Raw genomic sequence first — 26,372 nt, forward strand, 5'->3', positions numbered from 1 at the left:
AGCCTTTACGCAGGATGTCCCAAGAACCGGATCTGGCACCAAATCCCGTTGCTACCTTCGTTTCAGTGCTGGTGAAGGGCCAGCCATCCGTCTCGCACAGGAGTCACAATGCTTGCTCTCTACACCAACCTCATGATCCGCCTTCGCAGCGACGAGAAGGGCGCTACTGCCGTTGAATACGGCATTATGGTTGCTCTCATCGCCGTGGCCATCATTGTCGCAGTCAATCTCTTGGGTGGCACTCTGACCGGCTTGTTCGAGGACGTCAAGGCCGACATCGCCAACCCGCCTACCGCCAAGGCCACCCCGTAGCCCCCTAACCGCCACCGTTCCGGACCCCATATCGGAACGACGATCACGCCAGTGCCATCAAGCAGAACAGGAGGAGGTGCAGCAGGTGTCGAAAGAATCGGAACGCGGAGCAGCCGCCGTCGAATTCGCGATCCTGTTGCCCCTCCTCCTGATGCTGGTGCTGGGAACCATCGAGTTCGGGCGCGCCTACAACGCCCAAATCACGCTCACCAACGCGGCCCGCGACGGTGTCCGGGTCATGGCCATCGCCAATAACCCCACGGGCGCCAAGACGGCCGCAAGAAACGCTGCCGCATCGGTCAGCAGCACCATCCCGGATTCAAACATCACCATCAGCCCCGCCACCTGCAGCACCGACCAGCAGGTGACCGTCACCATCAGCTACAACCTGTCCACCATCACCGGTATCGCTGGCCCCTTTCCCATGACGGGCAAAGGAGTCATGCTGTGCGGCGGCTAGACAGAAGTAACGAAGAGGGCGCGGTCTCCGTCATCGTCGCCATCCTCCTGGTGGCGCTGCTCGGCTTCGTTGCAATCGCCGTTGACGTGGGGGTCATCTACTCCGAACGCGCGCAGCTGCAGAGCGGGGCGGACGCGTCCGCCATCGCGCTGGCGCAGAAGTGCGCCAAGAACACGGCGGACACCCAATGCTCGACGACGGCGACACTCGCCGGCAGCCTCGCCAACCAGAACGCCTTGGACGGCATAAGCAATGTCTACAGCATCCAGCTCGACAAGGACGCCCGGACCGTATCGGTCACCACCAGCGCGAAGGAAACCGGCGGCCCGGACAACTCCGTCTCCCTCTTCTTCGCCAATGCAATCGGAATTCCCAGCAAGGAGATAGGCGCCAAAGCCTCCGCCGCGTGGGGAAATCCGTCCAAAGGACCCGTCATCCTGCCGCTGGCCATTGCCTACTGCAAGTTGAACATTCCTGCCGGCGGGGCACAGGGCGCCGAGCAGGTGCTGGAACAGTCAGTCAATGGGTGCGGAGGCATCCCGGGCGGGTTCGGCTGGATGGAGACCGGCTCGGCAAAATGCGCCATCACCGCAACGGCCGGAGCTTCAACCAATGCGGGAATCTGGTTCGCCAGCGACACCGGCGCCAGCGTCCCCTCCACCTGCAGCGCCGGGGACTTCAGCCAAATGAACAACCAAACCGTCCTCCTGCCGATGTACGACCTGGCAACAGGAACCGGCTCCAGCGGCAAGTACTACATCAAAGGCTTCGCAGCGTTCCACGTGACCGGATACCAATTCGCGAGTATCGGCTGGACGGCGGGCCCCAAGGTGGCCAACAAGACCATCAGGGGCTACTTCGTGAAGTTCGTGTCCCTGGCCCAAGGCTTTGAACTAGGCAGCACACCCAACTACGGCGCCACCATCGCCCGCCTCACCCTCTGACCACAAACGCCACGGAGAAACACTGTGAAGTCTCGCCTGCTCGCCGGAACGGCCGCCGTCGCACTGGCGCTCGTGGGCGCCCTTCTCATCATTGTCTACGCCAACGGCGCCGACGCACGGGCCATGGCCACCACGAATCCAAGAAAAGTCCTGGTCGTCGAGAAGCCCATCCCTGCCGGGACCCCGGTGAACGACATGGCGTCCTCGCTCGTCATCCAGGACGTTCCCGCCGCAGGAATCGCCGCCACTTCCTTGACATCGCTGGACAGCAAAGCCGGAACGGTCGCTGCCGTGGACCTGGTCCCCGGGGAGCAACTGCTCGCCGAACGGCTTGTGGCACCGGAGGACGTGAAGAAGGAAGGCGGTGTGGAAGTCCCCGCCGGGCTGCAGGAAGTCTCCTTCCAGCTGGAACCGCAGCGCGTGGCCGGCGGCCGGATCAACGTGGGCGACCACGTTGGCATAGCACTGAACTTCGAAAACGGCGCCTATAAGCCAAAGCTGGAGGACGCCACCACCCAGCTCACACTCCGCAAAGTCCTGGTCACCGCCGTGCAGCGCGCCCCGCAGGCGAGCACGGAAAAGGCGGAAGACGGCACCAACCCGCAGGACACAACCCTGCCCGAAGGCTCGCTCATGCTCACCGTCGCCGTCAATGACGTGGACGCCAGCAAGATCATCTTCACCTCCATCAACGGCAGCCTCTGGCTCACAAAAGAACCAGCAGACGCCCAGGACAACGGCCCCCGGACTGAGCGGAAGGAAGTGGTGTACAAATGAGCCGCTTCGTCCTCCTCTCCCCCAGCGGCGACTTCGACCAGAAGCTGCGCGCCGCCGTCGCGCACGGCCTCCGCGGCTCTGTGCAAACCATCGCGAGCGACATCCTCCCCGCGGGCCCGGCGGAACTGTTCGCCCTCCTCAACCAGGAGCAGCCCGAGGTCATCATCATCGGCCCGGACGTCCCTTACGACGAAGCACTCCGCTTCGCCAAGGTCTTCGACGTCCAACTCCCCGGCCTCAGCCTGGTGCTGGTCAGCGACGTGGACCCGGCTCTGCTCCTGCAGGCCATGCGCGCCGGCATCCGCGACATCATCAGTCCGCAGGCGGACCCCACCGAAATCCGGGTCCTGCTGGAGCGTGCCTGCCAATCGTTCGCCACCCGCCACCGCGGCCCCGAGCCGCAAGCGGCCGGGAATGGCCAGGGCCTGGTGATCGGCGTCTTCTCGCCCAAGGGCGGCGTGGGCAAAACCACCTTGGCCACCAACATTGCCATCGGCCTGGGCCAGATCGCCCCCATGAGCGTGGTGATCGTGGACCTGGACCTCCAGTTCGGCGACGTCGCCTCCGGCCTCTACCTCAACCCGGAGCACACCGTCACGGACGCCGTCACCCCCGCCGCTGCCCAGGACTCCCTGGTCCTGAAAGCCTTCCTCACCGTGCACCCCGCCGGCATTTACGCCCTGTGCGCTCCGCCGAACCCTGTGGACGCGGACCACATCACGCCGGAGCACATCAGCCGCCTGCTCGAACAGCTGGCCCAGGAGTTCCAGTACGTCGTCCTGGACACCGCGCCCGGCCTGCCTGAGATCGGCCTCGCCGCCATGGAACAGTGCACCGATGTGGTGTGGGTCAGCGCCATGGATATTCCCAGCCTCCGCGGCCTGCGCTCCGGCCTGGAAGTCCTTCGCCAGCTCGAGATCATGCCCGAATCCCGCCACGTTGTACTGAACATGGCAGATGCCAAGGCAGGCCTCAACGTCCGGGACGTGGAATCCACCATTGGCGCTCCCGTGGATGTCAGCGTCCCCCGCTCCCGCGCTATCGCCCTGTCCACCAACCGCGGCATCCCTGTCCTGCAGGAATCCAGGAAAGACCCGGCCGTGAAGAGCCTCCGCCAGCTGGTGGAGCGGTTCAACCCCGCCTGGCGCACGCAGACCCAGCGCAAGCTTCACCGAAGGGTGGTCATCTGATGAAGCTCTCCGAACGCATCAGCGCGGTCCAGAACCGCAGCGAGGCCGCTGCGGGCACCGCCGTGCTTGACCGGCCCGCCGCCGTCGAACCCATCCGTCCGGCGGTCCCGACGGCGGATGCGCACCTTTCCCAGCCAGCCGCCGTCGTGCCTTCAACGCACGACGCCGACGCACAGCAGGTGCCCAAGGCACCGGGCGTGGACGTCTTCGCAGCCATGAAGCTCCGGGCGGCCACCGCCCTTTTCGAACGGATGGGCACGCGGTTCAACGACGCCGCCGTCACCGAGCAGGAGCTCCGCAGCACCGCCAAGGAAGAGCTGACCCGCATCGTCGACGCCGAACAGGTGCCGCTGACACCTGAGGAACGCACGCGCCTGGTCCGCGACGTTGCCGACGACGTCCTCGGCTACGGCCCCCTCCAGCGCCTCCTCGACGATCCCGCCGTCACCGAAATCATGGTCAACCGCATGGACCAGATCTATGTGGAACGCGGCGGCAGGCTGACGCTCACGGACTACCGGTTCAGCTCGGAAGACCACCTGCGCAAAGTCATCGAACGGATCGTGTCCAGGGTGGGCCGCCGCATCGACGAGTCGTCCCCCCTGGTGGACGCCCGCCTGGAGGATGGCTCCCGCGTGAACGCGGTCATCCCACCGCTCGCCGTGGGCGGCTCCTCGCTGACCATCCGAAAGTTCAGCAAGGTTCCGCTGACGGTCCGCAACCTCATCGACTTCGGCACCCTCACCCCGGAAATGGCCGAACTGCTCAACGCCTGCGTGAAGGCGAAGCTGAACATCATCGTCTCCGGCGGCACCGGCACCGGCAAAACCACCCTCCTGAATGTCCTGTCCTCATTCCTGCCTGCCGATGAGCGCATCGTCACCATCGAGGACGCGGTGGAACTGCAGATTCAGCAGCAGCACGTGGTCCGCCTAGAAAGCCGGCCGCCGAATACCGAGGGCAAGGGCGAGGTCACCATCCGCGAACTGCTCCGCAACTCGCTGCGCATGCGCCCGGACCGGATCGTGGTGGGCGAGGTCCGCGGCGGCGAATCACTGGACATGCTCCAGGCCATGAACACCGGCCACGACGGGTCTCTCTCCACCGTGCACTCCAACTCTCCCCGCGACGCCGTGGCGCGCCTGGAAACCCTGGTGCTGATGGCCGGCATGGACCTGCCGCTCCGCGCCATCCGGGAACAGATCGCCTCCGCCGTGAACCTGATCGTCCAGATTTCCCGCATGCGTGACGGTTCCCGCCGCATCACCCACGTCACCGAGGTGCAGGGCATGGAAGGCGACATCGTCACCCTCCAGGACGCCTTCGTCTTCGACTACTCCGCCGGCGTCGACGCGCAGGGCCGCTTCCTGGGAAGGCCTGTCGCCACCGGTATCCGGCCCCGTTTCATTGACCGGTTCGAGGACCTCGGCATCCACGTGTCCCCCGCGGTGTTCGCCGGGCCACTCACCGGTGCTGAGAAACCAGGGCAGCACTGATGATCCTCACTATTGGCGCCCTCATCCTGCTGGCAGCTATCTGCCTGCTCGGTGTCGCCGTGCTCCTGCCGAGCGCCCCCACCGTGCCGCTGGACCGCCGTCGTCCGTTCGAACCCGAGCCGCCGTCCTCCCTGACCCGGTTCGCACTTTCCGCCGTCCGTTCCTTTGAACGCCTCCTTGCCGGACGGAACATCACGTTGTTCTCCCGCCCCCAGCTCGAGAACGCCGGCCTGCGCCTGAGCCAAGCGGAGTTCTTCCTGCTGGTGGGCATCGGTGCAGGCGTCGGCATGCTGGTGGGGACGGTGACCGTCAACCCGCTGGTGGGACTCCTTCTTGCTCTCCTCGCCCCGTTCGTGGGCAAGCTGGTGCTCGGTTTCCTCGCCGGCAAGCGCCGGGCGGCCTTCGACGGTCAGCTGGGCGACACCCTCCAACTCCTTTCCGGTGGCCTGCGGGCCGGGCACAGCATCCTGCGCGCCATCGACGCCGCCGCCGCGGAATCACAAAAACCCACGTCGGAGGAGATGCGGCGGGTCATCACCGAAACCAGCCTGGGCCGGGACCTGCTGGCAGCCCTCAACGACACCGCAGACCGGATGAAGAACGAGGACTTCGTCTGGATCTCGCAGGCCATCCAGATCAACCGGGAGGTGGGCGGCAACCTGGCGGACGTCCTGGACCAGGTCAACGAAACCATCCGCGAGCGCGCAGAAATCAAGGGCCACATCAAGGCGCTGGCCGCCGAAGGCAAGTTCTCCGCGTACATCCTGATCGCCATGCCGTTCGGGATCGTGGCCATGCTGATTGCCGTCAGCCCCACCTACATGAACTCCATGTTCACGCACCCGCTCGGGTGGGCCATGATCGTCGCCTCCTTTGTCCTGATGGCGGTCGGCGCCCTGTGGATGCGCAAGATCATCGACCTGAAGTTCTGAGGAAAGCCATGAACCTCACAATCCTTCTCTCCCTATTCCTGGTCTGCGTCCCTCTCGGCGCCGTCGCCTGGTCCGTCCTCACGGCCGACCGGCAGGGCCGTGCTGCCGTCACCAACCTGCTGTCCCGCGGCGCGGCACTCACCACAACTGCCGCGGATTACAAACCCGCACTCTTGGAAGTGATCGGCAGGCGCCTGACTCCCCCCACGTATGTGGCCTTCCTGGACCGGCTGCTCGCACTGGCCGGGCGCCCGGCATCCATGCCGCTGGGCAAGGTCCTAGGTTCCAAGCTCGCACTGGGACTGGCCGGCGTGGGCCTCGGCCTCTACCTGACGGCCATTGGCAGCACTCCCCTGATGAAACTGGCCGGTCTCTTTGTCCTGTTCCTGGGGTACTTCATCCCGGACCTCCTCCTCTACAGCAAGGGCCAGGAGCGCCAAAAAACCATGCAGCTGGAACTGGCCAACACGCTGGACCAGATGCTCATCTCGGTGGAGGCTGGCCTGGGCTTTGAGGGGGCCATGGCCAGGGCCGGCGATAACGGCAAGGGACCGTTGGCCGAGGAACTGGTGCGGACGCTGCAGGACATGCAGGTGGGACGCAGCCGCCGCGAGTCCTACACGGCGCTGGCGGCGCGGACCAACATTCCGGAGCTCCGCAGTTTCGTGCAGGCAGTGGTGCAGGCGGACACCTACGGCATTGCCATCAGCAGGGTCCTGCGTGTGCAGGCCAAGGTCATGCGGGTCAAAAGGCGGCAGCGTGCCGAGGAAAAGGCCATGAAACTGCCCGTGATGATCCTGTTCCCGTTGCTCTTCTTCATTTTCCCGGTCCTTTTCATCGCCATCCTGGGGCCGGCCGTCATTAACACTGTGGTCACTTTCACCGGGCAATAGGCGCCTTGGGAACTGCTGAAGGATCACGCAAGATTTACACAGGATCAGCTGAAATAGAACACCGCAAGAATTCCAGGAAGTAGCCTTGAACAATGCACAGTCACGATTCCGGCTCCAGCGCAGGAGGCCCGGTAACGGGTCCGCTGCCCGCCGGGATCCCCGCGGCCCCGGTCACCGGCGGGCGCACCTCCCCCGATATGAACCCGCCTGGACAGCCGGCACCTGCCCAGGAAGCGGTGGGACTCTTGCCTCTCTTTGATGCCGCCGTGCTGGAAGAACTCGAGGAAGAACTCGCGGGCACGGGCATGGCCCAGCGCTTCGCCAGGGATTACGCCGCCATGTGGGACCAGCGCTATTCCCGCCTTGCAGCCGCAGTCCACCGGCACGACGGCGACTCCGCACTGGACGCCGCGATCAGCCTGAAGATCAGTTCGGCCATGGTGGGCGGGCTGCGCCTCGCCAAGTTGGCTGAGCTGCTGGAGGCCATGATCCGCAGCGGCGACTTCGGCCAAGGCAAGGTGCTGATGGAACGGGTTGCCCAGGACGGCAGCCTGACCGTCACCGAACTCCGCAGCACCTACATCCTGGAACCCGGCTAGGAATCCCCGGGCTGCCTGGCTGGCGCCAGCCGGTAGCCAACCCCGCGGACTGTCTGCAGCCACCGGGGCGCCACCTGGTCCTCCTTCAGCTTCCGGCGCAGGTTTCCGATGTGGACCTCGACGGCGCGTTCGTCCGATTCGCTGATGTAGGCGTCTTCGCCGTAGTACTCCCCGCGGACCGCCCGGACCAGGTCCGGGCGCGTGCACACGGCACCGCCGCCCTTCAGCAGCACGTGCAGCAGGTCGAATTCACTGCGGGTGAGGGCCAGTTGTCCACCGTCAACCTCCACGGTGCGGGTGCGGGTGTTCAAGACCAGCCCGTTATGCTGCAGGACCGCGGAGTTCTGCTGATGCGCTACCGGGACAGCGGTAGGGGGTGCCCACATGGTGGGGGCCGATTTGTGTGCACCGATCTGGTGCCGCGGCCTGCGCATCATGGCCGTCACCCGGGCCCGGAGTTCCCTGGGCCTGAACGGCTTTGCGATGTAGTCATCCGCCCCGGCATTCAGTGCGGAGAGCAGGTCCGGTTCCTCAGTCCTGCCGGTCAGCATGACCACGTATGCGTTGCTGAAATGCCGGATACGCCGGAGGACTTCAAACCCGTCGATATCCGGCAAGCCGATGTCCAGCGTGACCACGTTGGCCTGCTTGCTGCGGACCACTTCCACCCCGGCACGCCCGTCATTTGCCGTATGCACCTCGAAGCCGGCCTGGCTGAGAACCCCCTCCAGGAGGTTCCGCACATCCGCATCATCTTCGATTACTACAGCCACACCTAGTTCGTCGTCCATTACTGTCCCTGAGCCAGGCGGAGATGGCCCCCTCATCGGCCCAGCGCCAATGCCACACCCGCTCCAACCATTTATACGCTACTAGTAAGTCCGGCTGATGACATCCCCTTCAATACTGGTATGCGAAAGTCAATTATTATGACAGGACGTGTGCAATACCGGATTGAAAGGGTGTGGATAGCAGTGGGCGGACGGAATTCGGCGGAGCAGCGTGCCCTCGCCGGGACGGTAATCGAGGAGAGCTTGAAAACCCTTTATGGCTGATTCCCTTTTCCAGCGAGGACCTGCGCGCTTCTTCCGGGGATTGGGGACCCGTTCACAGGTGGCGCTGTGCCAGTTGCCGCTGACGCTGTTGGTGGCCGCACTCGCACTGGCCACACCGTTCGCCTGGCCGGTGCTGATGCACAGCACGCTTTACATGGCAGGCATTGTCCTGCACGCGATTCTTTTCCTTGCCTGCTTCATGGTGCCCTGGGAACGCCTCGAGCACCGCCCGTACCTGCTGATTCCGGTCCTGGACTTTGCCGCCGTCGGGTTGCTGCGTAACGGTGCCGCACCCCTGCTGCCGGGCCTGGCGGTCCTGGTGGTGTTCCCGGTGATCTGGTTGTCCGCCTCCGGCATGCTGGCCCGCAGCGGGCTGATACTGAGCTTTGCCGGCCCGCTGTTCATCATGCTTCCTTCAGCCCTGGAAAGGCTGCCGCACTGGACGGCGGCGGACATCACCACGGTGTTCCTGTTCCCGCTGATGATGCTGGCCGTGTCCCTGGCCATCCGGTTCGCCAGTTCGGGCCTGCGGGTCCAGCAACGCGAGCTGGCCAGGAAGGACGCTGAGCTGCGGTCGCTGCTGCGCCAAAGCCGGGAACGGGAGGAGCTGCTCCAGACGGTACTGGACGCTACGGACGTTGGGATCGCCGCCGTCGACCGTTCAGGGAACTTCCTGGTCTCCAACAACCGGCAGCGGACCTTCCGCCGGGTCACAGGCGCGGACGACGCCGTTGCCGGGCAGGGCAACCAGCTGGTCTTTGGCCAGGACAGGACCACGCTGCTGCCGGCAGACAGGCGTCCCATCAGCAGGGCCATCGCCGGCGAATCCTTCTCCGACTACCTCGTGTGGGCCGGGGAGGGCCAGGAGCAGCGGGCGGTATCCACCGCTGCCCGGCCGCTGGTGGCCGAGGACGGCCGGCTCACCGGTGCCGTGGTGGTGTACAACGACGTGACGGGCTGGGTGGAGGCCCTGGCCGCGAACCAGGAACTGGTGTCCAACGTGTCGCACGAGTTCAAGTCACCGCTGAACTCCATCATCGGCAACGTCGACCTGGTCCTGGACGAAGTGGCTGCCCTCCCACCCCACCTGGTCCGGCGGCTGGAAGTGGTGCAACGGAACTCCGAGCGGCTGCTCGCCCTGGTTTCGGACCTTTCCGCCACTGCGTCGACCGCGCTGAATGTCCACCCGAAACGGACGGACCTGGCCAGCGTGGTGGAAACCAGCATCGGCTCCGCCCAGGCCCTGGCGGATCAGTCCGGCATCGAACTCGCTGCTGACGTACCGGCACCGCTGTGGGCCTACGCCGACCCCCTGCGCATCGGCCAGGCGCTGGACAACCTCGTGTCCAACGCCATCAAATACTCGCCCGACGGCGGCAGGATCAGTATCCGCGCACAGGCCGGCAGCCGCTGGGTGCAGCTCAGCGTCAGCGACACCGGGATGGGCCTGGGCGCAGTGGACTCGGCGCGGGTCTTCCAGCGCTTCTTCCGCACCGAAGCCGCGCGCAGCGCATCCATCGCAGGCGCCGGACTGGGCCTGTCCATCACGAAGATGATCGTCGAAGGGCACGGCGGAAGCATCTCCTGCGAGAGCGTCAAGGGCGAGGGAAGTACGTTCACGCTCACCCTGCCGGCGGACGGACCAACGGCAGCATTCCAGGAACCGGCGGTCTAGTGTTCCCGCCGTGCCCGGGTGAGTTCGGCACGGGCCAGCAGCTCACTGGCTGACGGGTAGGCCACTTCCTCGAAGACCAGTGGGTGCGGGGCGGCCAGGACGGACTTGGCGTCGCGCTTCTGTGCCAGCAGGCGCTCGTACAGCCACCCAGGTTCCACGGCGCCCTCCCCCACGTACAGGGCCGAACCGATCAGGGCCCGGACCATATTGTGGCAGAAGGCGTCGGCCTGCACTGTGGCCACGATGGCACCGTCTTCACTGCGGGCAAATTCGAAGCGCTGCAGTTCCCTGATGGTGGTGGCACCTTCACGGGGCTTGCAGAAGGACAGGAAATTCTGCAGGCCCAGCAGCCGCGAGGCCCCCTGGTTCAGCAACTCCACGTCCAGCGGACTCTTGTGCCACAGCGTGAAAGCGCGCTCCAGCGGATCCCACAGCGCCGGGCCGTCAGCGATCCGGTAGCTGTAGCGGCGCCAAAGAGCGGAGAAACGCGCATCGAAACCCGGTGCTGCCGGTGTGATGCCGCGGACCTGCACGGCGCCCGTCAGGTCTCCCAGCACGCGGTTCAGTGCTCCGCGAAGCCTGCGGGTCATCGCAACGGCGGGATCGAGTTCCTGCCCCCGGGCCATCCCGTGCCACTCGCTGTCCGCGAGGTCCAGGTGCACCACCTGGCCACGGGCGTGCACACCGGCATCGGTCCGGCCGGCGACGGTCACCCGAATGGGACGCCGGACCAGCAGTTCAAGGGCCTCTTCGAGCGCGCCTTGGACCGTGCGGCGACCCGGCTGGAGGGCCCACCCACTGAAGGGTCCGCCGTCGTACGACAGGTCTACCCGGATACGCAAAAACCCGCCGCCCCCTGAAACGGGGGCCGCGGGTTCTTGGTGGTTCACAGACCTAAGTCTATGTGAAGAGAATCAGCGAATTACTTCGCGTCCTTCTCCTCGGCCGCAGGAGCCTCGGCAGCTTCCTCAGCGGCCGGAGCCTCTTCGGTTGCAGCTTCTTCAGCAGCAGGTGCTTCTTCGGTTGCAGCAGCTTCCTCAGCGGCCGGAGCCTCTTCAGCGGGAGCTTCCTCGGCGGCCGGAGCAGCCTTGTCAGCATCGCGCTTGGCAGCAGCAGTAGCTTCAGCAACTACGGCCTGCTTGGCGGAAACCGGCTCGAGAACCAGTTCGATGACAGCCATGGGAGCGTTGTCGCCCTTGCGGTTGCCGATCTTGGTGATGCGGGTGTAGCCGCCGTCGCGGTTCTCCACTGCCTGGGCGATGTCGGTGAACAGCTCGTGGACAATGCCCTTGTTGCTGATCAGGCCGAGAACCCGGCGGCGGGAAGCGAGGTCGCCGCGCTTGGCGAAGGTGACCAGGCGCTCTGCGTACGGCTTCAGGCGCTTGGCCTTGGTTACCGTGGTGGTGATCCGCTTGTGCTCGAACAGTGCTGCTGCCAGGTTCGCGAGCATGAGGCGCTCGTGAGCCGGGCCGCCGCCGAGGCGCGGACCCTTAGTGGGGGTAGGCATAATTGTTTCTCCTCATGTGGAAGCCGTTGGGCGGCACACCGTGGTGCAGCCCGCCGGCCAAGGTCTGGTTTAGAGTTCGTCGTCGCCGAAGGCGGCGTCGTCCTCTTCGATTGCTGCGGCGCGTGCTGCGAGGTCAAAACCGGGAGGCGAGTCCTTGAGGGACAGGCCCAGTTCAACCAGCTTTGCCTTGACCTCGTCAATGGACTTCGCACCAAAGTTGCGGATGTCCATCAGGTCAGCCTCGGAGCGGGCAACGAGTTCACCCACGGTGTGGATGCCCTCACGCTTGAGGCAGTTGTAGGAACGGACGGTGAGGTCCAGATCCTCGATCGGCAGTGCCATGTCGGCTGCCAGGGCAGCGTCAGTGGGTGACGGGCCGATCTCGATACCTTCAGCTGCGGTGTTCAGCTCACGGGCCAGACCGAACAGTTCCACCAGGGTGGTACCTGCGGAAGCAACAGCATCGCGCGGGGCGATGGCCTGCTTGGTCTCGACGTCGACAATCAGCTTGTCGAAGTCGGTGCGCTGCTCAACACGGGTTGCTTCCACGCGGAAAGTAACCTTCAGAACCGGCGAGTAGATGGAGTCGACCGGGATACGGCCGATTTCTGCGTCGCCGGACTTGTTCTGAGCTGCCGAAACGTAGCCGCGGCCGCGCTCGATGGTCAGTTCGAGTTCGAACTTGCCCTTCGAGTTCAGCGTGGCAATGTGCAGATCCGGGTTGTGGAATTCGACGCCGGCCGGCGGAGCGATATCCGCGGCGGTGACGACTCCGGGGCCCTGCTTGCGCAGGTAAGCCACAACAGGCTCGTCGTGCTCGGAGGAAACCGACAGGCTCTTGATGTTCAGGATGATCTCAGTGACATCTTCCTTGACACCGGGAACCGTGGTGAACTCGTGCAGCACGCCATCAATCCGGATGCTGGTTACAGCGGCACCGGGGATGGAAGAAAGCAGGGTACGGCGGAGGGAGTTACCGAGGGTGTAGCCGAAGCCCGGTTCCAGCGGTTCGATGATGAACCGCGAGCGGTTTTCGGAGACTACCTCTTCGGAGAGGGTGGGGCGCTGTGCAATGAGCACTTAGGTTTCCTTTCGGCGAGCATCCGCTATATGACGCAACACAGGTGGTGGAAATTCGGTCTGAGACTTAACGCGCTGGGCTTGCCCGGCCCATTGCTGGTCCGGGCAAGCTCTGCGGCAGGAAGACTTAGACGCGGCGGCGCTTCGGCGGGCGGCAGCCGTTGTGGGCTGCGGGGGTGACGTCCTGGATGGAGCCAACCTCGAGGCCAGCGGCCTGCAGCGAACGGATGGCGGTTTCGCGTCCGGAACCCGGACCCTTCACGAAAACGTCAACCTTGCGCATGCCGTGCTCCTGCGCACGCTTGGCAGCGGCTTCGGCAGCCATCTGGGCAGCGAACGGGGTGGACTTACGCGAGCCCTTGAAGCCAACCTCACCTGAGGAAGCCCAAGAGATAACAGCACCGTTGGGATCCGTGATGGAAACGATGGTGTTGTTGAACGTGCTCTTGATGTGCGCCTGGCCCAGCGCGATATTCTTTTTGTCCTTCTTACGCGGCTTGCGAACCGCGCCACGAGTCTTTGGGGGCATTTTTTTCTCCTACAGAAAGTTATCGGGGGAAAGTCCGTTAGTCCCGGCGGGGATTTTAACGGGCCTTCTTCTTGCCTGCGACGGTGCGCTTCGGGCCCTTGCGGGTACGGGCGTTGGTCTTCGTACGCTGCCCGCGGACGGGCAGGCCCTTACGGTGGCGAATACCTTCGTAGCTGCCGATTTCAACCTTGCGGCGGATATCAGCTGCTACTTCGCGGCGAAGGTCACCCTCAACCTTGTAGTTGCCCTCGATGTAGTCACGCAGTTCAACCAGCTGGGCGTCGGTGAGGTCCTTAACGCGGACGTCAGCGCTGATGCCAGTGGCAGCCAGGGTTTCGTGTGCACGGGTCTTGCCCACGCCGTAGATGTAAGTAAGCGCAATTTCCAACCGCTTTTCGCGGGGAATGTCTACGCCAGCGAGACGAGCCATAGTGGCAGTGCTCCTTGAATAAACCGGAGGTCGTAGGCAGTACACCCGCACGTTCCGTGCGGCCCCAGCCTCCGACCGGGGGTTAGCTGTCCGGGCTCATGCGTCCCAATTCAGCTTGTGCTGCCTTTATTTACTTGCGTGGGTTAGCAACCCAGGGTTTCCTTCAGGGAAGGAAACTAGCCCTGGCGCTGCTTGTGGCGCGGGTTCTCGCAGATCACCATGACCCGGCCGTTACGGCGGATCACTTTGCACTTTTCGCAGATCTGCTTGACGCTCGGCTTGACCTTCATGGCGTTCCTTTGCGTGTGGCAGTGGTCAACTGGAGCGGCGTTCAGTTCGTACTGAAGCCGCCCAGCAATTTACTTGTAGCGGTAGACGATACGACCACGGGTGAGGTCGTACGGGCTCAGCTCCACCACTACGCGGTCCTCCGGGAGGATCCTGATGTAGTGCTGACGCATCTTTCCAGAGATGTGTGCCAGAACGATGTGCTTGTTGGTGAGCTCAACGCGAAACATCGCGTTAGGCAGCGCCTCGGTCACAACGCCTTCGATCTCAATGACCCCGTCCTTCTTGGCCATACCCTCCGCTAACTGTTGTTGCCGCAGCCCTGCCGGATTGCACCGGGCATGGCCACGAACGTTTTTGTTGGATCGATTGTCCTCAGCGGGCCCAAAAGGGCGTGGCAGTCCAGACAACCAACAAGCAACACTACGCCATTTGGCAGCGAAAGTTAAATCCAGCCATGCTAGCGCATCTGCCCGCCGTACGCACCATAGTCACCCGCCGCGGTACTGACCGGTTCCGCGCTTGCCGCACCGTCCAGGATGGCCAGGCGTACGACGTCGGCTGCGGCAGTTTGCAGGGTGATGAGGCTTAGCTGGCGGGCGGCCTCGTCCGAGCGGTCCAGGGCCGCGGCACCGGTTGCGAGGCAAAACACTGTGTCCCCGTCTGCCAGGGTGTGTGAAGGATTGAGGGCCCGTGCGATCCCGGCATGGGACGCGGCGGCAGTCCGTTTGCACTCTGCCACATCGAGCACGGCATTGGTGGCGACCACGATGAGGGTGGTGTTGAGCGGGCCACCGCGGCTGGTTTCCGCCCCACCGTCCCCATCCGTCGGCGTACTTATCGTTCCAAATGGGAGCCCGAGGGCGTTGACTATGGCCAGCGCTCCGACCACCACGCCGTTCGCCAGAGTGACCGAAGCCGTGCCGACTCCGCCCTTGAACTGTCCCCTGCCGATGAGCGCCCCGGTGCCGGCCCCGACGTTGCCGCGTTCGACGTCGTGCCCTTCCGGTTGTGCCGCAGCCGCCGCCGTCGCCGCGTAGCCCATGTCCGGCGTCGGACGCGCCGTAAAGTCGCCTCCCCTGCCGAGGTCGAAGATCGCGGCGGCCGGGACGATGGGCACCACTCCCCCGGGAACGGCGAAGCCGCGGCCATCCTCCTCGCACCAGCGCTGCGCCCCGGCGGCGGAAGCCAGGCCATAGGCGCTGCCTCCGGTCAGCACCACTGCGTCCACGGCGCTGACCAGGGTGCTGGGGTCCAACGCGTCAGTCTCATGGGTTGCCGGGCCGCCGCCCTGGACGTCCACCGACCCGACGGTCCCTCGGGGCGGCAGGACCACCGTCACTCCCGTCAGCCACCCGTCGCCGGTCTTCTGGACATGTCCTACCCGGATACCGGGCACATCGGTAAGTGCTCCCATGCCCCTATTCTCCCCTCAGGTCGCGCGCCCCTGACGCATCGGCAAACTTTATGCAAGACTGCCATCAACACAGCGTTAACGGGCGAGGAAGCCTTGGATAACAGTCCTTTCACAAGGGCATAGGCAGGTTTCAGCGCCCTGACGGTCTGGTGTAGTAGTCCCTAGATCCAGCCAGGGCCCGCCACAAGCAGGCTCCCAACCCGGGAGAGACACGCATGACCCGTCAACTCGCCCCGCACCCCTCCGCCAGACCCGGCAGGCCACCAGGGCCAGCGAAAGTCCCACGGCGGCGGTGGACCGCCCGGAGCCGCCGCGACTTTTTTGTCTTCCTCGCCATGGCGTTGCCCAACCTGGTGCTGATCGCCGTGTTCACGTACCGGCCACTGTTCAGCAATATCTACTACTCCACCCTGGACTGGACGTTGGGCTCCCCCTCCGCCACCGTGGTGGGGCTCGGCAACTACGTCACGTTCTTCACCAGCAATGATGCGCCGAAGGTCCTGGGCACCACGGCCGTGTTCACCCTGGTCACGGTGGGCGGCTCCATGATCCTGGGCCTGCTCGTGGCGCTGGCTTTGAACGCCAGGATCCGGGGCACCACGTTCGCCCGGTCCGCAGTCTTTGCCCCTTACGTCCTATCCGGCGTTGGCGTGGGCCTTGTGTGGCTGTTCATCTTCGATCCCGGCTACGGCGTCCTGGCCTGGCTGCTCCGGGGCATCGGGCAGCAGAGCCCGCAGTGGATCAACGATCCCCAACTGTCGCTGGTCATGGTGATCCTCGTGTACGTCTGGAAGAACCTGGGGTACTGCGCGGTGGTGTACCTCGCCGGGCTGCAGTCCCTGCCAACGGAAGTTATGGAGGCGGCATCCCTCGATGGTGCAAACGGGTTCCGCCGCTTCGTCAGCATCTCGCTGCCGCTGCTCTCGCCCACCACGTTCTTTCTCCTCATCACCACGTTGCTCAGCTCGCTGCAGGCGTTCGACCTGATCAGGATCATGACGCCGCTGGGCGCCGGCACCAGCACTTTGATCTACGAGGCATACCTCCAGGCCTTCGGCGCCTACAACAGGGCCGGCTATTCGGCAGCCATCTCCGTAGTCCTGTTTGCCATCCTCCTGGTGATCACAGTGCTCCAGCTGCGGTTCGTGGAACGAAAGGTTCACTACTCATGACCTCCTTATCGCCGGTGAGCCCGGACCCCACCGCCCCTGCCGTCTCCGCGCCGGACCCAGGCCTTCGCCGCGACCGGCCGCTTTCCCGCCGCAATCTGGCCCAGACAATAGTGGGCGGTTACCTGCCACTGATCATCGCCACTTTGGTGGTGTTCCTCCCCCTGCTGTGGATGGTGCTCAGCTCCTTCAAACAGTCTGGCGAGATTGTCACCACCGACCTGAAGATCCTCCCGGAGAGCCTGAACCTGGAGAACTACCGGACCGCCATGACCACGGTCCCGTTCGGGCAGTTCTTCCTGAACAGCACCATCGTCACCCTGGCCGGGGCCACCATCAAGGTGCTGCTGGCCATCCTGACTGCATACGCCCTGGTCTTTGTCCGCTTCCCGTTCCGGAACTTCATCTTCCTGCTGATCCTGGTGGCCCTCATGGTGCCGCCGCAGGTTTCCATCCTGCCCAACTTCATCCTCATCGCGGGGATCGGCGGCAAGAACACCCTGTGGGGGATCATCCTTCCCGGCCTGGGCACCGCGTTCGGAACCTTCCTGCTGCGCCAGCACTTCAGGACCCTGCCGGCCTCAATCCTGGAATCGGCCGAGATGGACGGTGCCGGGCACTGGCGCCGGCTCTGGCAGATCGTGGTCCCTGTGTCAGTTCCTTCAATCGCCACGGTAGCCCTGGTGACCATCGTGACTGAATGGAACGACTACATCTGGCCACTCATCATCACGGACCGGCCGGAAACCATGACCCTGCCGGTGGGCCTGACCTTGCTGCAGAACAACGAAAGCAACGCCGCCGGCTGGGGCGTCCTGATGGCCGGCGCGGTCCTCGTCATCGTCCCCATCCTGATCGTCTTCGCTGCGCTGCAGCGCTACATCGTGGCGGGCCTCACCCAGGGCAGCGTGACCGGCTAAGGCGCCGGCCGCCGTCGTACTTCCCAACCTTGAGTACTCCAACCCTTCCGCAGGCAACAACCGAAAGGAACCGTTATGACACTTCATCTGGACCGGAGGCACTTCCTGGGCCTGGCAGGGGTCACCGCCTCTGCCGCTGCTTTGGCCGCATGCGGCGGACCCTCGACAACAAGCGGTGGCCAGGCCACATCCCAGGCAGCCGACATCGACTTCAACGGCGTGAAGCCGGCGGCCAAGATCGACTTCTGGTCCAGCCACCCTGGCCAGTCACAGGAGGTTGAGAAGAGCCTGATCGGGAAGTTCCAGGCCAAGAATCCGGGCATCACCGTCAACCTGGTCACCGCAGGGGCCAACTACGAGGAAATCGCACAGAAGTTCCAGACCGCGCAGGCCGCCAAGTCCGGCCTCCCCGGCGTTGTGGTCCTTTCCGACGTGTGGTGGTTCCGGTACTACACCAACGGCAGCATCATTCCCGTGGACAGCCTCACCAAGCAGCTGGACATGAAGATGGACGACTTCCAGCAGTCGCTGGTCAACGACTACAAGTACGACGGCAAGCAGTGGGCCCTCCCCTACGGCCGCTCCACCCCGCTGTTCTACTACAACAAGGACCACTTCGCCGCGGCCGGGCTTCCGGACCGGGCGCCCAAGACGTGGCAGGAATTCGCCGAGTGGGCGCCGAAGCTGAAGGCAAGCTCCGGCGCCCAGTACGCCTACATCTACCCTGCGCTTGCCGGGTATGCGGGTTGGACGCTGCAGAACATGCTCTGGGGCTGGGGCGGTGGCTGGTCCAAGGACTGGGACGTCACCTGCGACTCCAGCGATTCTGTGGCCGCACTGCAGTGGGCCCAGGACTCGATCTACAAGGACAAGTGGGCAGGTGTCTCCTCAAAGGAAGCCGCTGACGATTTCTCCGCGGGACTGACCTCGACCACCATTTCCTCCACCGGCTCGCTGCTGGGAATCCTGAAGTCGGCAAAGTTCAATGTGGGCGTCGGCTTCCTGCCCGGCGGCCCAAAGGCAGAAACCAACGTTTGCCCCACAGGCGGCGCCGGCCTGGGCATCCCCAGCGGCATCACCAAGGAGGAACAGCTCGCTGCGGGCATGTTCCTGGACTTCGTCACCCAGCCTGAGAGCACTGCGGAGTTCTCCGCCGCCACCGGCTACATGCCCACCCGCAAGTCGGCTGACATGGCAGCGGTGCTGGGCAAGACTCCCCAGATCAAGACCGCCATGGACCAGCTCGCGGTAACCAAGGTCCAGGACAACGCCCGGGTGTTCCTGCCGGGCGCCGACCAGGAAATGGCGAAGTCCGCAGCGAAGATCCTCACCCAGCAGGGCGACGTCAAGTCCACCATGGCGGATCTGAAGACCACGCTGCAGGGCATCTACGACAAGGACGTGAAGCCGAAGCTGAAGTCCTAGCGCACGGCTTGTCCAGGCGCAGGGCAGGACCGGTGTGTCTGGCGGCTGCTGACCATGGTGCGCCGCGGGACGGTTTTCCCGCAGGGCGCGTTCCGGTACGTTGACGTGATCTTCGGTGCCATCTCCGCTGGTGCTGCGGAAGCTGCGTGATGCCCATCATCGTGGACATCGACGTGGTCCTGGCAAAACGGAAGATGTCGGTAGGGGCCCTGGCCGAACGTGTGGGCATCACGCCAGCCAACCTGGCCGTACTCAAGAACGGCCGGGCAAAGGCAGTCCGGTTCACCACCCTGGAAGCGCCCTGCGAAGTCCTGGAGTGCCAGCCGGGCGAGCTGCTGAGCTGGGTGCCCGGGGATGAACCCGCCGGCATTGACTCCAACGATGGGACCGCCGCGGCACATAAAGCGGTGCCCCACTCCCCCAGCTGAGTAGCAGCAGATGTCGTTCTGAAGTTCCAAAACGACATCTGCTGCTACTGACGTTGGGCTACGGGATGGGCACCGGGGTGACGCCGAGAGGCACGAGGTGCTCCGCACCGCCGTCGGGCGCTGAAAGCACCCAAATGCCCTTCTCGTGGACGGCCACCGAGTGCTCCCACTGGCAGGAGCGCTTGCCGTCCGTGGTCACGACAGTCCAGTCATCCTCGAGCACGGCGGTCTCGATGCCGCCGCGGACCAGCATGGGTTCGATGGCAAGGCACAGGCCCGGCTTGATCTTGGGCCCCCGGTGGTTGGTGCGGTAGTTCAGCACATCCGGCGCCATGTGCATCTCGGAGCCGATGCCGTGCCCCACGTAGTCCTCCAGGATGCCGAGTGGTTTCCCGGGCACAGACGAAACGTAGTCGTCGATGGCGGCACCGATGTCCCCCACGTGGGTGCCGGTGGCCAGCGCTGCGATCCCGCGCCACATCGCTGCCTGCGTGACGTCGGAGAGTCGCTGGTCTTCCGGGTCTGCGGTGCCCACGATGACGGTCCGCGCCGAATCCGAGTGCCACCCGTTAACGATCGCGCCACCGTCGATGGAGATAATGTCTCCGTCCTGCAGGACCCTGCCGCCGGGGATGCCGTGCACCACTTCGTCGTTCACGGACGTGCAGATGGTGGCCGGGAAGCCGTGGTAGCCGAGGAAGTTGGACTTCGCGCCCGCGTTGCTGAGAACCGCGGCGAAGACGTCATCCAGGTGCTTGGTGGTCACGCCGGGGGCGGCCGCAGCCACGGCGGCGTCCAGGGCCCGGCTCAGGACGAGGCCTGCCTCGTGCATGGTGCGCATCTGGGCGTTGTTCTTGAATTCGATGCGGGGCTGGCCGAAGGCCATGGTGTGTCCTTTCAAATGGCTGAGGCCCCTCCCGGGGTGCCGGGAGGGGCCTCAAATAACCAGTGGCCTGGGATCAGGCCGCCTGTGCGGCCTTGATGGCCTGCATGACTCGGTCGGTCACTTCGTCGATGGGGCCGATGCCGTCCACCTGCGTGAGGATGCCGCGCTCGGCGTACTTCGCCACCACGGCTTCGGTCTGCCCGTGGTAGAGGTCAAGGCGGTGGCGAATGACGGCTTCGTTGTCGTCGCTCCGGCCCGTTTCCTTGGCCCGGCCCAGGAGGCGGTGCACCAGTTCCTCATCGTCCGCGGTGAGCTGCAGGACGACGTCGAGCTTCTCCTCGTTCTTGGCGAGGATCTCGTCAAGGTAGTCCACTTGGGCGGTGGTGCGGGGGTAGCCGTCCAGCAGGAAGCCGGATTCGACGTCCGACTCGCTGAGGCGGTCGCGGACCATTTTGTTGGTCACGCTGTCCGGAACGAAGTCTCCGTTGTCCATGTACTTCTTGGCCTCGATGCCAAGGGGCGTTTCGCCTTTTACATTGGCACGGAAGATGTCGCCGGTGGAGATTGCCACAACGCCGAGGCGCTCCGAAATCCGCTCCGCCTGCGTTCCTTTTCCAGAACCGGGAGGTCCAATAATCAGCATTCTCGTCATCGCAAAAGCCCTTCGTAGTGACGTTGTTGTAGCTGCGCATCAATCTGCTTAACGGTCTCCAACCCAACGCCCACCATGATCAGGATCGAGGTGCCACCGAACGGGAAGTTCTGGTTCGCGTTGATCAGTACCAGTGCCACCAGCGGGATCAGTGCCACGAAGCCCAGGTAGAGGGCGCCGGGCAACGTGATCCGTGAGAGCACGTACTGCAGGTAGTCCGCGGTCGGTTTGCCGGCGCGGATACCGGGAATGAAGCCGCCGTACTTCTTCATGTTGTCCGACACTTCTTCAGGGTTGAAGGTGATGGCTACGTAGAAGTAGGTAAAGAACACGATCAGGGCGAAGTAGAGCGCCATGTAGATCGGGTGGTCGCCGCGGGTCAGGTTGTTGTTGATCCATTCAACCCATGGCTGGAGCTGCTCGCCCTGCTTCGGCTGGTTGAACTGTGAGATCAGCCCGGGCAGGTAAAGCATGGAGGAAGCGAAGATCACCGGGATAACGCCGGCCATGTTCACCTTGATGGGGATGTAGGTGCTGGTTCCACCAACCGTCCGGCGTCCGATCATCCGCTTGGCGTACTGCACTGGGACACGGCGCTGGGACTGTTCAACGAAGACCACCAGGGCAACGGTCAGCAGTCCGATCAGCAGCACGATGAAGAACGTTCCGGGGCCCTGTGAGGTCCAGATGGCGCCCAGGGAGGTGGGGAACTGTGCAGCGATCGACGTGAAGATCAGCAGGGACATGCCGTTGCCGACGCCCTTTTCCGTGACGAGCTCGCCCATCCACATGATCAGGCCGGTGCCGGCCGTGAGCGTGATGATGATCAGGATGGTGGTGATGATGCTTTCATCCGGGATGATCGGCAGCGCACACCCGGGCAAGAGCTGGCCGGAACGGGCCAGGGACACCAGGGTGGTGGCGTTGAGCAGGCCCAGGGCGATGGTGAGGTACCGGGTGTACTGGGTCAGCTTGGACTGTCCCGACGCGCCCTCTTCGTAGAGCTCCTGGAACCGGGGAATGACCACCCGGAGGAGCTGCACGATAATGCTGGCCGTAATGTACGGCATGATGCCGAGGGCGAAGATGGACACCTGCAGCAGAGCACCGCCGCTGAACAGGTTCACGAGCTGGTACAGCCCACCTGCTGTCTGTCCGTTCTGCAAGCATTGCTGGACATTCTGGTAGTTCACACCAGGCGAGGGAATGAAGGCACCCAAGCGGAAGATGGTGATGATTCCCAGCGTGAACAACAACTTGCGTCGCAGATCAGGCGTGCGAAAGGCCCGGCCAAATGCGCTAAGCAAGCGTCCTCCTGTGGTGTGAAGAAGAGTGGTGTGATGGGGATCTATGAATCCCAACAACCGAGTCTAACGGTTGTATGCGCCATGCGAACAATCCGGGGCAGCGCAACTGCGCCGGATGGCACCGCAAATGCGCCTAATGGAACGATTCTGCGGATGAAAAAACTCCCGGCGACCAGGGCCTGGGGCCCCGGTCACCGGGAGTTCAACTACGGGCTCGCGCCCCACCGTCCCTAGAGGGCGGTGGTGCTTCCGCCTGCAGCAGCAATCTTTTCCGCAGCGCTGGCCGAGAATGCGTGGACGGTGACGTCAACCTTGACGGTGATGTCGCCGGTGCCCAGCACCTTGACGGGCTGGTTCTTGCGAACGGCGCCCTTTTCGACCAGGTTCTCCACGGTGACTGCGCCACCTTCGGGGAACAGCTCGTTGAGCTTGTCCAGGTTTACAACCTGGAACTCAACGCGGAACGGGTTCTTGAAGCCACGCAGCTTGGGCAGGCGCATGTGCAGCGGCAGCTGGCCGCCGGCAAAGCCAGCCTTTACCTGGTAGCGGGCCTTCGTACCCTTGGTACCGCGACCGGCAGTCTTACCCTTGGATGCCTCGCCACGACCCACACGGGTCTTGGCGGTCTTGGCACCCTGGGCGGGACGCAGGTGGTGAACCTTCAGGGCGTTCTGCTTTTCAGCAGCCTGACCCTGTTCAGCAGTCTTCTCTGCCATTTACTTCGCCTCCTCAACGTTCACGAGGTGCGGAACCGTGTTGAGCATGCCCACGGTCACGGCGTCGGCGGTACGGACAACGCTGTGTCCGATGCGCTTCAGGCCGAGGGACCGCAGGGTCTCGCGCTGGTTCTGCTTGACGCCAATGACGCCCTTGATCTGGGTGATTTCCAACTTTGCGTCGGAGGGAACCAGGTTCTTAGCCATGACTACACACCTGCCTTCGGAGCCAGGAGAGCCTTCACCAGTGCCGCAGGAGCAACTTCGTCCAGCGGCAGGCCGCGGCGTGCTGCCACAGCTGCCGGCTCTTCGAGGCGCTTCAGGGCATCAACGGTCGCGTGAACGATGTTGATGGCGTTGGAGGAACCGAGCGACTTGGAGAGGATGTCGTGGATGCCCACGCACTCCAGTACTGCACGGACCGGGCCACCGGCGATAACACCGGTACCGGCGGAAGCCGGACGCAGCATAACGACGCCCGCAGCAGCTTCACCCTGCACGCGGTGCGGGATGGTGTTGCCGACGCGCGGAACGCGGAAGAAGGACTTCTTGGCTTCTTCAACGCCCTTGGCGATAGCTGCGGGAACTTCCTTGGCCTTGCCGTAGCCGACGCCAACCATGCCGTTACCGTCACCAACGACGACGAGTGCGGTGAAGCTGAAGCGACGACCACCCTTGACGACCTTGGAAACGCGGTTGATGGTGACAACGCGCTCTACGAACTGGTTCTTTTCGGCGTCACGGCCGCCATCGCGGCCGCCACGGCCACCGCGGTCGCCACGGCCCTGGCCACGGTCGCCACGCTCACCGCGACGGGCGCCACCACGGCGATCGTCGGTGGCGGGGGCAGTGGTCTCAGCAGCTGCGGCCTCGGGTGCCTTCTGATCTGCAGACACAGTGTCCTTTTCGTTGTTTGCTTCGGTCACAGTGACAGCCCACCTTCGCGAGCACCGTCAGCGACGGCTGCAATGCGGCCGTGGTACTTGTTACCACCACGGTCGAACACAACAGCCTCGACGCCGGCAGCCTTGGCACGTTCGGCAACGAGCTCGCCAACGCGCTTGGCCTTGGCAGTCTTGTCACCGTCGAATGCACGGAGGTCGGCTTCCAGGGTGGACGCGCTTGCTACGGTCTGGCCAATGGTGTCATCGACAACCTGGACAAATACGTGGCGTGCGGAGCGGTTGACCACCAAGCGGGGGCGGACAGCCGTACCGGAAATGCGCTTGCGGATACGAAGCTGGCGGCGGCTGCGACCAGCAGCCTTGCTCTTGTTCGTACGCTTCTTGTTAATGGCGATGGCCATGGTTACTTACCAGCCTTTCCGACCTTGCGGCGGATGACTTCGCCGGCGTAACGGATGCCCTTGCCCTTGTACGGGTCAGGCTTCCGCAGCTTGCGAATGTTGGCAGCAACCTCGCCGACCTGCTGCTTATTGATGCCTGAGACAGAGAGCTTGGTCGGCCCCTCTACTGCAAAGGTGATGCCGTCCGGAGCCGAAACGTTGACCGGGTGGCTGTAGCCGAGGGCAAACTCAAGGTCAGAGCCCTTGGCCTGCACGCGGTAACCGGTGCCAACGATTTCGAGCTTCTTCTCGTAGCCTGCGGTGACACCCTGGATCATGTTGGCGATCAGGGTGCGGGTCAGGCCGTGGAGTGAACGGGAGGCGCGCTCGTCGTTCGGGCGGCTGACGGTCAGGGTGGTGTCGTCAAGTGCAACCTCGATCGGGCTGGCCACAGTGTGGCTCAGCTCGCCCTTGGAACCCTTAACGCTGACGACAGAGCCGTCAACCTTGACCTCAACGCCGGCAGGAACGGTGATGGGGAGACGTCCAATACGTGACATTATTCTCTTCCTTTCCCGTTACCAGACGTAGGCGAGGACTTCGCCGCCCACGCCCTTCTTGCCGGCCTGCTTATCAGTCAGGAGCCCGGAAGAGGTGGACAGGATTGCGATACCCAGGCCACCCAGCACGTGCGGCAGGTTGGTGGACTTCGCGTAAACGCGGAGACCCGGCTTGGAGATACGACGGACGCCAGCGATGGAACGCTCGCGGTTCGGACCGAACTTCAGGTCGAGAGTCAGCTTCTTGCCAACCTCAGCGTCTTCTTCCTTCCAGCCGGCGATGAAACCTTCGGCCTTGAGGATGTCAGCAACGCGTGCCTTCAGCTTGCTGTAAGGCATAGACACGGAGTCGTGGTATGCCGAGTTTGCGTTACGCAGGCGCGTAAGCATGTCTGCGACAGGATCTGTCATTGTCATTTGGGCTCTTGCCCTTCCTCGTAACGGTTTCCGCCGCAGGCTTCAGGAAGCTGTGCGGCCGGACCTTTTACGTAGCTAATTAAGCTTCGGTTTTGAACGGGAAACCAAGCGCCTTGAGCAGCGCGCGGCCTTCGTCATCGGTCTTGGCGGTGGTAACGACCGTGATATCCATACCGCGAACGCGGTCGATCTTGTCCTGGTCGATTTCGTGGAACATAACCTGCTCGGTCAGACCGAAGGTGTAGTTGCCGTTGCCGTCGAACTGCTTGCCGCTGAGGCCGCGGAAGTCGCGGATACGGGGCAGAGCCAGCGAAACGAGGCGGTCCACGAATTCCCACATACGGTCGCCACGCAGGGTTGCGTGTGCACCGATGGGCATGCCTTCACGCAGCTTGAACTGTGCGATCGACTTCCGGGCCTTGGTTACCTGCGGCTTCTGGCCGGTGATCTGGGTGAGGTCGCGGACAGCGCCGTCGATCAGCTTGGAGTCCTTGGCGGCATCTCCAACACCCATGTTCACAACAACCTTCACCAGACGGGGTACCTGGTTCACGTTCTCGTACTTGAATTCATCCTGGAGCGTTGCCTTGATGGATTCTGCGTACTTGGTCTTCAGACGAGGAACGATCTTCGTTGCCGGAGTCTCGAGAGTCTCAGTCATTAGATGTCCTTCCCGGAGCTCTTGGACACGCGGATACGGACGGTCTTCTTGACACCGTTCTTCTCCACAGTGTCGAGGCGGAAGCCCACACGGGTCGGCTTCTTGGTCGACGGGTCAACCAGGGCCACGTTGGAAATGTGGATCGGGGCCTCTACAACCTCGATGCCGCCGGTCTTGGTGCCGCGCTGCGACTGTCCAACACGGGTGTGCTTGGTGACGCGGTTGATACCCTCAACCAGCACGCGGTTGGTGTCGGTGAAGACGCGCAGAACCTTGCCCTGCTTGCCGCGGTCGCCGCCGCGCTCAGCCTTGGCGCCAGTGATGACCTGAACCAGGTCACCCTTCTTGATCTTTGCAGCCAT

35 protein-coding genes are annotated in these 26,372 nt (G+C 63.9%); 15 read left to right on the plus strand and 20 right to left on the minus strand.

Annotated elements, in window-relative coordinates; translation table 11 throughout:
* The first annotated feature begins 108 nt into the window (after nucleotides 1-108).
* The 9 genes from ACP3TD_RS14315 (at nucleotide 109) to ACP3TD_RS14355 (ending at nucleotide 7,603) form a co-directional block, all read left to right on the plus strand.
* Nucleotides 109-312 carry a Flp family type IVb pilin gene (locus tag ACP3TD_RS14315; protein ID WP_426763711.1) on the plus strand — a complete coding sequence of 68 codons (204 nt, stop codon included), beginning with the start codon at nucleotides 109-111 and terminating at the stop codon, nucleotides 310-312.
* An 85-nt stretch (nucleotides 313-397) separates the two neighbouring features.
* Complete coding sequence (locus ACP3TD_RS14320; RefSeq protein WP_426763712.1) at nucleotides 398-772, plus strand: TadE/TadG family type IV pilus assembly protein; 375 nt, start codon at nucleotides 398-400, stop codon at nucleotides 770-772.
* Entirely contained in the window at nucleotides 760-1,716 is a 957-nt protein-coding gene (locus ACP3TD_RS14325; protein WP_426763713.1) for a pilus assembly protein TadG-related protein, read from the plus strand. The genes ACP3TD_RS14320 and ACP3TD_RS14325 overlap by 13 nt, the downstream gene beginning before the upstream one ends.
* Nucleotides 1,717-1,740: 24 nt before the next feature.
* Complete coding sequence (gene cpaB, locus ACP3TD_RS14330) at nucleotides 1,741-2,493, plus strand: Flp pilus assembly protein CpaB (protein ID WP_426763714.1); 753 nt, start codon at nucleotides 1,741-1,743, stop codon at nucleotides 2,491-2,493.
* Entirely contained in the window at nucleotides 2,490-3,683 is a 1,194-nt protein-coding gene (locus tag ACP3TD_RS14335) for an AAA family ATPase (RefSeq protein ID WP_426763715.1), read from the plus strand. Before cpaB ends, ACP3TD_RS14335 begins: the two co-directional genes overlap by 4 nt.
* Nucleotides 3,683-5,179 carry a CpaF family protein gene (locus tag ACP3TD_RS14340; RefSeq protein ID WP_426763716.1) on the plus strand — a complete coding sequence of 499 codons (1,497 nt, stop codon included), beginning with the start codon at nucleotides 3,683-3,685 and terminating at the stop codon, nucleotides 5,177-5,179. The genes ACP3TD_RS14335 and ACP3TD_RS14340 overlap by 1 nt, the downstream gene beginning before the upstream one ends.
* Nucleotides 5,179-6,111, plus strand: coding sequence for a type II secretion system F family protein (locus ACP3TD_RS14345; RefSeq protein WP_426763717.1), 933 nt, complete (start codon nucleotides 5,179-5,181; stop codon nucleotides 6,109-6,111). Before ACP3TD_RS14340 ends, ACP3TD_RS14345 begins: the two co-directional genes overlap by 1 nt.
* A gap of 8 nt (nucleotides 6,112-6,119) precedes the next feature.
* Complete coding sequence (locus ACP3TD_RS14350; protein ID WP_426763718.1) at nucleotides 6,120-7,004, plus strand: type II secretion system F family protein; 885 nt, start codon at nucleotides 6,120-6,122, stop codon at nucleotides 7,002-7,004.
* A gap of 92 nt (nucleotides 7,005-7,096) precedes the next feature.
* Nucleotides 7,097-7,603: an Hpt domain-containing protein gene (locus ACP3TD_RS14355; protein ID WP_426763719.1), complete on the plus strand. Its 507-nt coding sequence runs from the start codon at nucleotides 7,097-7,099 to the stop codon at nucleotides 7,601-7,603.
* Here ACP3TD_RS14355 and ACP3TD_RS14360 read toward each other — a convergent pair.
* On the minus strand, nucleotides 7,600-8,394 hold the full coding sequence (locus tag ACP3TD_RS14360; protein WP_426763720.1) for a response regulator transcription factor: 795 nt from the start codon (nucleotides 8,392-8,394) through the stop codon (nucleotides 7,600-7,602). The genes ACP3TD_RS14355 and ACP3TD_RS14360 overlap by 4 nt on opposite strands.
* 256 nt (nucleotides 8,395-8,650) lie before the next feature.
* On the opposite strand from ACP3TD_RS14360, the gene ACP3TD_RS14365 reads away from it, so the two are divergent.
* Nucleotides 8,651-10,333: a sensor histidine kinase gene (locus tag ACP3TD_RS14365; protein ID WP_426763721.1), complete on the plus strand. Its 1,683-nt coding sequence runs from the start codon at nucleotides 8,651-8,653 to the stop codon at nucleotides 10,331-10,333.
* Here ACP3TD_RS14365 and truA read toward each other — a convergent pair.
* The 8 genes from truA to ACP3TD_RS14405 form a co-directional block, all read right to left on the minus strand.
* The gene (gene truA / locus ACP3TD_RS14370; RefSeq protein WP_426763722.1) at nucleotides 10,330-11,223 is read right to left on the minus strand and encodes a tRNA pseudouridine(38-40) synthase TruA; all 894 of its coding nucleotides are present in this window, start codon (nucleotides 11,221-11,223) and stop codon (nucleotides 10,330-10,332) included. The two genes, ACP3TD_RS14365 and truA, sit on opposite strands and share 4 nt — an antisense overlap.
* A gap of 32 nt (nucleotides 11,224-11,255) precedes the next feature.
* A complete protein-coding gene (gene rplQ, locus ACP3TD_RS14375; RefSeq protein ID WP_426763723.1) occupies nucleotides 11,256-11,840 on the minus strand; it encodes a 50S ribosomal protein L17 in 585 nt (194 codons plus the stop codon).
* Nucleotides 11,841-11,909: 69 nt separating this feature from the next.
* The gene (locus tag ACP3TD_RS14380; protein WP_013601812.1) at nucleotides 11,910-12,920 is read right to left on the minus strand and encodes a DNA-directed RNA polymerase subunit alpha; all 1,011 of its coding nucleotides are present in this window, start codon (nucleotides 12,918-12,920) and stop codon (nucleotides 11,910-11,912) included.
* Between the two features lie 127 nt (nucleotides 12,921-13,047).
* On the minus strand, nucleotides 13,048-13,449 hold the full coding sequence (gene rpsK, locus ACP3TD_RS14385; protein WP_018769149.1) for a 30S ribosomal protein S11: 402 nt from the start codon (nucleotides 13,447-13,449) through the stop codon (nucleotides 13,048-13,050).
* 55 nt (nucleotides 13,450-13,504) lie between these two features.
* Nucleotides 13,505-13,879, minus strand: coding sequence for a 30S ribosomal protein S13 (rpsM, locus tag ACP3TD_RS14390; protein WP_028275004.1), 375 nt, complete (start codon nucleotides 13,877-13,879; stop codon nucleotides 13,505-13,507).
* A 176-nt stretch (nucleotides 13,880-14,055) separates the two neighbouring features.
* Entirely contained in the window at nucleotides 14,056-14,169 is a 114-nt protein-coding gene (gene rpmJ, locus ACP3TD_RS14395; protein ID WP_009358722.1) for a 50S ribosomal protein L36, read from the minus strand.
* Between the two features lie 69 nt (nucleotides 14,170-14,238).
* Complete coding sequence (gene infA / locus ACP3TD_RS14400) at nucleotides 14,239-14,460, minus strand: translation initiation factor IF-1 (protein ID WP_009358723.1); 222 nt, start codon at nucleotides 14,458-14,460, stop codon at nucleotides 14,239-14,241.
* Between the two features lie 167 nt (nucleotides 14,461-14,627).
* Nucleotides 14,628-15,584: a P1 family peptidase gene (locus ACP3TD_RS14405; RefSeq protein WP_426763724.1), complete on the minus strand. Its 957-nt coding sequence runs from the start codon at nucleotides 15,582-15,584 to the stop codon at nucleotides 14,628-14,630.
* 215 nt (nucleotides 15,585-15,799) lie between these two features.
* On the opposite strand from ACP3TD_RS14405, the gene ACP3TD_RS14410 reads away from it, so the two are divergent.
* From ACP3TD_RS14410 to ACP3TD_RS14430, 5 genes are all read left to right on the plus strand, one after another.
* Complete coding sequence (locus tag ACP3TD_RS14410) at nucleotides 15,800-16,756, plus strand: carbohydrate ABC transporter permease (RefSeq protein ID WP_426763725.1); 957 nt, start codon at nucleotides 15,800-15,802, stop codon at nucleotides 16,754-16,756.
* The gene (locus ACP3TD_RS14415) at nucleotides 16,753-17,673 is read left to right on the plus strand and encodes a carbohydrate ABC transporter permease (RefSeq protein ID WP_426763726.1); all 921 of its coding nucleotides are present in this window, start codon (nucleotides 16,753-16,755) and stop codon (nucleotides 17,671-17,673) included. Before ACP3TD_RS14410 ends, ACP3TD_RS14415 begins: the two co-directional genes overlap by 4 nt.
* A 75-nt stretch (nucleotides 17,674-17,748) precedes the next feature.
* The gene (locus ACP3TD_RS14420) at nucleotides 17,749-19,098 is read left to right on the plus strand and encodes an ABC transporter substrate-binding protein (RefSeq protein WP_426763727.1); all 1,350 of its coding nucleotides are present in this window, start codon (nucleotides 17,749-17,751) and stop codon (nucleotides 19,096-19,098) included.
* 45 nt (nucleotides 19,099-19,143) lie between these two features.
* On the plus strand, nucleotides 19,144-19,248 hold the full coding sequence (locus ACP3TD_RS14425) for a hypothetical protein (RefSeq protein WP_426767254.1): 105 nt from the start codon (nucleotides 19,144-19,146) through the stop codon (nucleotides 19,246-19,248).
* Complete coding sequence (locus ACP3TD_RS14430; RefSeq protein ID WP_426763728.1) at nucleotides 19,248-19,526, plus strand: helix-turn-helix domain-containing protein; 279 nt, start codon at nucleotides 19,248-19,250, stop codon at nucleotides 19,524-19,526. Before ACP3TD_RS14425 ends, ACP3TD_RS14430 begins: the two co-directional genes overlap by 1 nt.
* Before the next feature lie 58 nt (nucleotides 19,527-19,584).
* On the opposite strand, the gene map is transcribed toward ACP3TD_RS14430, so the two are convergent.
* The 11 genes from map to rplX form a co-directional block, all read right to left on the minus strand.
* Nucleotides 19,585-20,412: a type I methionyl aminopeptidase gene (gene map, locus ACP3TD_RS14435; protein WP_426763729.1), complete on the minus strand. Its 828-nt coding sequence runs from the start codon at nucleotides 20,410-20,412 to the stop codon at nucleotides 19,585-19,587.
* A 73-nt stretch (nucleotides 20,413-20,485) separates the two neighbouring features.
* Nucleotides 20,486-21,055: an adenylate kinase gene (locus ACP3TD_RS14440; RefSeq protein WP_426763730.1), complete on the minus strand. Its 570-nt coding sequence runs from the start codon at nucleotides 21,053-21,055 to the stop codon at nucleotides 20,486-20,488.
* Nucleotides 21,056-21,060: 5 nt separating this feature from the next.
* The gene (secY, locus tag ACP3TD_RS14445) at nucleotides 21,061-22,371 is read right to left on the minus strand and encodes a preprotein translocase subunit SecY (protein WP_377203038.1); all 1,311 of its coding nucleotides are present in this window, start codon (nucleotides 22,369-22,371) and stop codon (nucleotides 21,061-21,063) included.
* 230 nt (nucleotides 22,372-22,601) lie between these two features.
* A complete protein-coding gene (gene rplO, locus ACP3TD_RS14450; protein ID WP_015937838.1) occupies nucleotides 22,602-23,087 on the minus strand; it encodes a 50S ribosomal protein L15 in 486 nt (161 codons plus the stop codon).
* Nucleotides 23,088-23,294 carry a 50S ribosomal protein L30 gene (gene rpmD, locus ACP3TD_RS14455; protein WP_091721973.1) on the minus strand — a complete coding sequence of 69 codons (207 nt, stop codon included), beginning with the start codon at nucleotides 23,292-23,294 and terminating at the stop codon, nucleotides 23,088-23,090. It abuts the gene before it with no gap.
* Between the two features lie 2 nt (nucleotides 23,295-23,296).
* Nucleotides 23,297-24,013, minus strand: a complete 717-nt coding sequence (gene rpsE, locus ACP3TD_RS14460) for a 30S ribosomal protein S5 (protein WP_015937840.1) — start codon at nucleotides 24,011-24,013, stop codon at nucleotides 23,297-23,299.
* A complete protein-coding gene (gene rplR / locus ACP3TD_RS14465) occupies nucleotides 24,010-24,393 on the minus strand; it encodes a 50S ribosomal protein L18 (protein ID WP_015937841.1) in 384 nt (127 codons plus the stop codon). Before rplR ends, rpsE begins: the two co-directional genes overlap by 4 nt.
* Before the next feature lie 2 nt (nucleotides 24,394-24,395).
* A complete protein-coding gene (rplF, locus tag ACP3TD_RS14470) occupies nucleotides 24,396-24,932 on the minus strand; it encodes a 50S ribosomal protein L6 (protein WP_056075367.1) in 537 nt (178 codons plus the stop codon).
* Between the two features lie 18 nt (nucleotides 24,933-24,950).
* The gene (rpsH, locus tag ACP3TD_RS14475) at nucleotides 24,951-25,349 is read right to left on the minus strand and encodes a 30S ribosomal protein S8 (protein WP_015937843.1); all 399 of its coding nucleotides are present in this window, start codon (nucleotides 25,347-25,349) and stop codon (nucleotides 24,951-24,953) included.
* 79 nt (nucleotides 25,350-25,428) lie between these two features.
* Nucleotides 25,429-26,010, minus strand: a complete 582-nt coding sequence (rplE, locus tag ACP3TD_RS14480; protein ID WP_015937844.1) for a 50S ribosomal protein L5 — start codon at nucleotides 26,008-26,010, stop codon at nucleotides 25,429-25,431.
* Nucleotides 26,010-26,372, minus strand: coding sequence for a 50S ribosomal protein L24 (gene rplX, locus ACP3TD_RS14485; RefSeq protein WP_015937845.1), 363 nt, complete (start codon nucleotides 26,370-26,372; stop codon nucleotides 26,010-26,012). Before rplX ends, rplE begins: the two co-directional genes overlap by 1 nt.

The sequence above is a fragment of the Pseudarthrobacter sp. 1G09 genome (assembly GCF_050038305.1).
GTDB lineage: Bacteria > Actinomycetota > Actinomycetes > Actinomycetales > Micrococcaceae > Arthrobacter > Arthrobacter equi.

Bases quoted from the DNA above. Each gene is read 5' to 3' on its own strand.
- rplO (WP_015937838.1), bottom strand. From the start codon at position 23,087: ATGGCAGAGAAGACTGCTGAACAGGGTCAGGCTGCTGAAAAGCAGAAC.
- rpsK (WP_018769149.1), bottom strand. From the start codon at position 13,449: ATGCCCCCAAAGACTCGTGGCGCGGTTCGCAAGCCGCGTAAGAAGGAC.
- ACP3TD_RS14420 (WP_426763727.1), top strand. From the start codon at position 17,749: ATGACACTTCATCTGGACCGGAGGCACTTCCTGGGCCTGGCAGGGGTC.
- ACP3TD_RS14405 (WP_426763724.1), bottom strand. From the start codon at position 15,584: ATGGGAGCACTTACCGATGTGCCCGGTATCCGGGTAGGACATGTCCAG.
- rpmD (WP_091721973.1), bottom strand. From the start codon at position 23,294: ATGGCTAAGAACCTGGTTCCCTCCGACGCAAAGTTGGAAATCACCCAG.
- ACP3TD_RS14360 (WP_426763720.1), bottom strand. From the start codon at position 8,394: ATGGACGACGAACTAGGTGTGGCTGTAGTAATCGAAGATGATGCGGAT.
- rplX (WP_015937845.1), bottom strand. From the start codon at position 26,372: ATGGCTGCAAAGATCAAGAAGGGTGACCTGGTTCAGGTCATCACTGGC.
- ACP3TD_RS14355 (WP_426763719.1), top strand. From the start codon at position 7,097: ATGCACAGTCACGATTCCGGCTCCAGCGCAGGAGGCCCGGTAACGGGT.
- infA (WP_009358723.1), bottom strand. From the start codon at position 14,460: ATGGCCAAGAAGGACGGGGTCATTGAGATCGAAGGCGTTGTGACCGAG.
- ACP3TD_RS14340 (WP_426763716.1), top strand. From the start codon at position 3,683: ATGAAGCTCTCCGAACGCATCAGCGCGGTCCAGAACCGCAGCGAGGCC.
- ACP3TD_RS14430 (WP_426763728.1), top strand. From the start codon at position 19,248: ATGCCCATCATCGTGGACATCGACGTGGTCCTGGCAAAACGGAAGATG.
- rplF (WP_056075367.1), bottom strand. From the start codon at position 24,932: ATGTCACGTATTGGACGTCTCCCCATCACCGTTCCTGCCGGCGTTGAG.
- ACP3TD_RS14335 (WP_426763715.1), top strand. From the start codon at position 2,490: ATGAGCCGCTTCGTCCTCCTCTCCCCCAGCGGCGACTTCGACCAGAAG.
- rpsH (WP_015937843.1), bottom strand. From the start codon at position 25,349: ATGACAATGACAGATCCTGTCGCAGACATGCTTACGCGCCTGCGTAAC.
- rplE (WP_015937844.1), bottom strand. From the start codon at position 26,010: ATGACTGAGACTCTCGAGACTCCGGCAACGAAGATCGTTCCTCGTCTG.
- ACP3TD_RS14350 (WP_426763718.1), top strand. From the start codon at position 6,120: ATGAACCTCACAATCCTTCTCTCCCTATTCCTGGTCTGCGTCCCTCTC.
- rplR (WP_015937841.1), bottom strand. From the start codon at position 24,393: ATGGCCATCGCCATTAACAAGAAGCGTACGAACAAGAGCAAGGCTGCT.
- ACP3TD_RS14365 (WP_426763721.1), top strand. From the start codon at position 8,651: ATGGCTGATTCCCTTTTCCAGCGAGGACCTGCGCGCTTCTTCCGGGGA.
- ACP3TD_RS14415 (WP_426763726.1), top strand. From the start codon at position 16,753: ATGACCTCCTTATCGCCGGTGAGCCCGGACCCCACCGCCCCTGCCGTC.
- ACP3TD_RS14410 (WP_426763725.1), top strand. From the start codon at position 15,800: ATGACCCGTCAACTCGCCCCGCACCCCTCCGCCAGACCCGGCAGGCCA.
- ACP3TD_RS14345 (WP_426763717.1), top strand. From the start codon at position 5,179: ATGATCCTCACTATTGGCGCCCTCATCCTGCTGGCAGCTATCTGCCTG.
- rplQ (WP_426763723.1), bottom strand. From the start codon at position 11,840: ATGCCTACCCCCACTAAGGGTCCGCGCCTCGGCGGCGGCCCGGCTCAC.
- ACP3TD_RS14440 (WP_426763730.1), bottom strand. From the start codon at position 21,055: ATGCTGATTATTGGACCTCCCGGTTCTGGAAAAGGAACGCAGGCGGAG.
- rpsM (WP_028275004.1), bottom strand. From the start codon at position 13,879: ATGGCTCGTCTCGCTGGCGTAGACATTCCCCGCGAAAAGCGGTTGGAA.
- map (WP_426763729.1), bottom strand. From the start codon at position 20,412: ATGGCCTTCGGCCAGCCCCGCATCGAATTCAAGAACAACGCCCAGATG.
- rpmJ (WP_009358722.1), bottom strand. From the start codon at position 14,169: ATGAAGGTCAAGCCGAGCGTCAAGCAGATCTGCGAAAAGTGCAAAGTG.
- ACP3TD_RS14315 (WP_426763711.1), top strand. From the start codon at position 109: ATGCTTGCTCTCTACACCAACCTCATGATCCGCCTTCGCAGCGACGAG.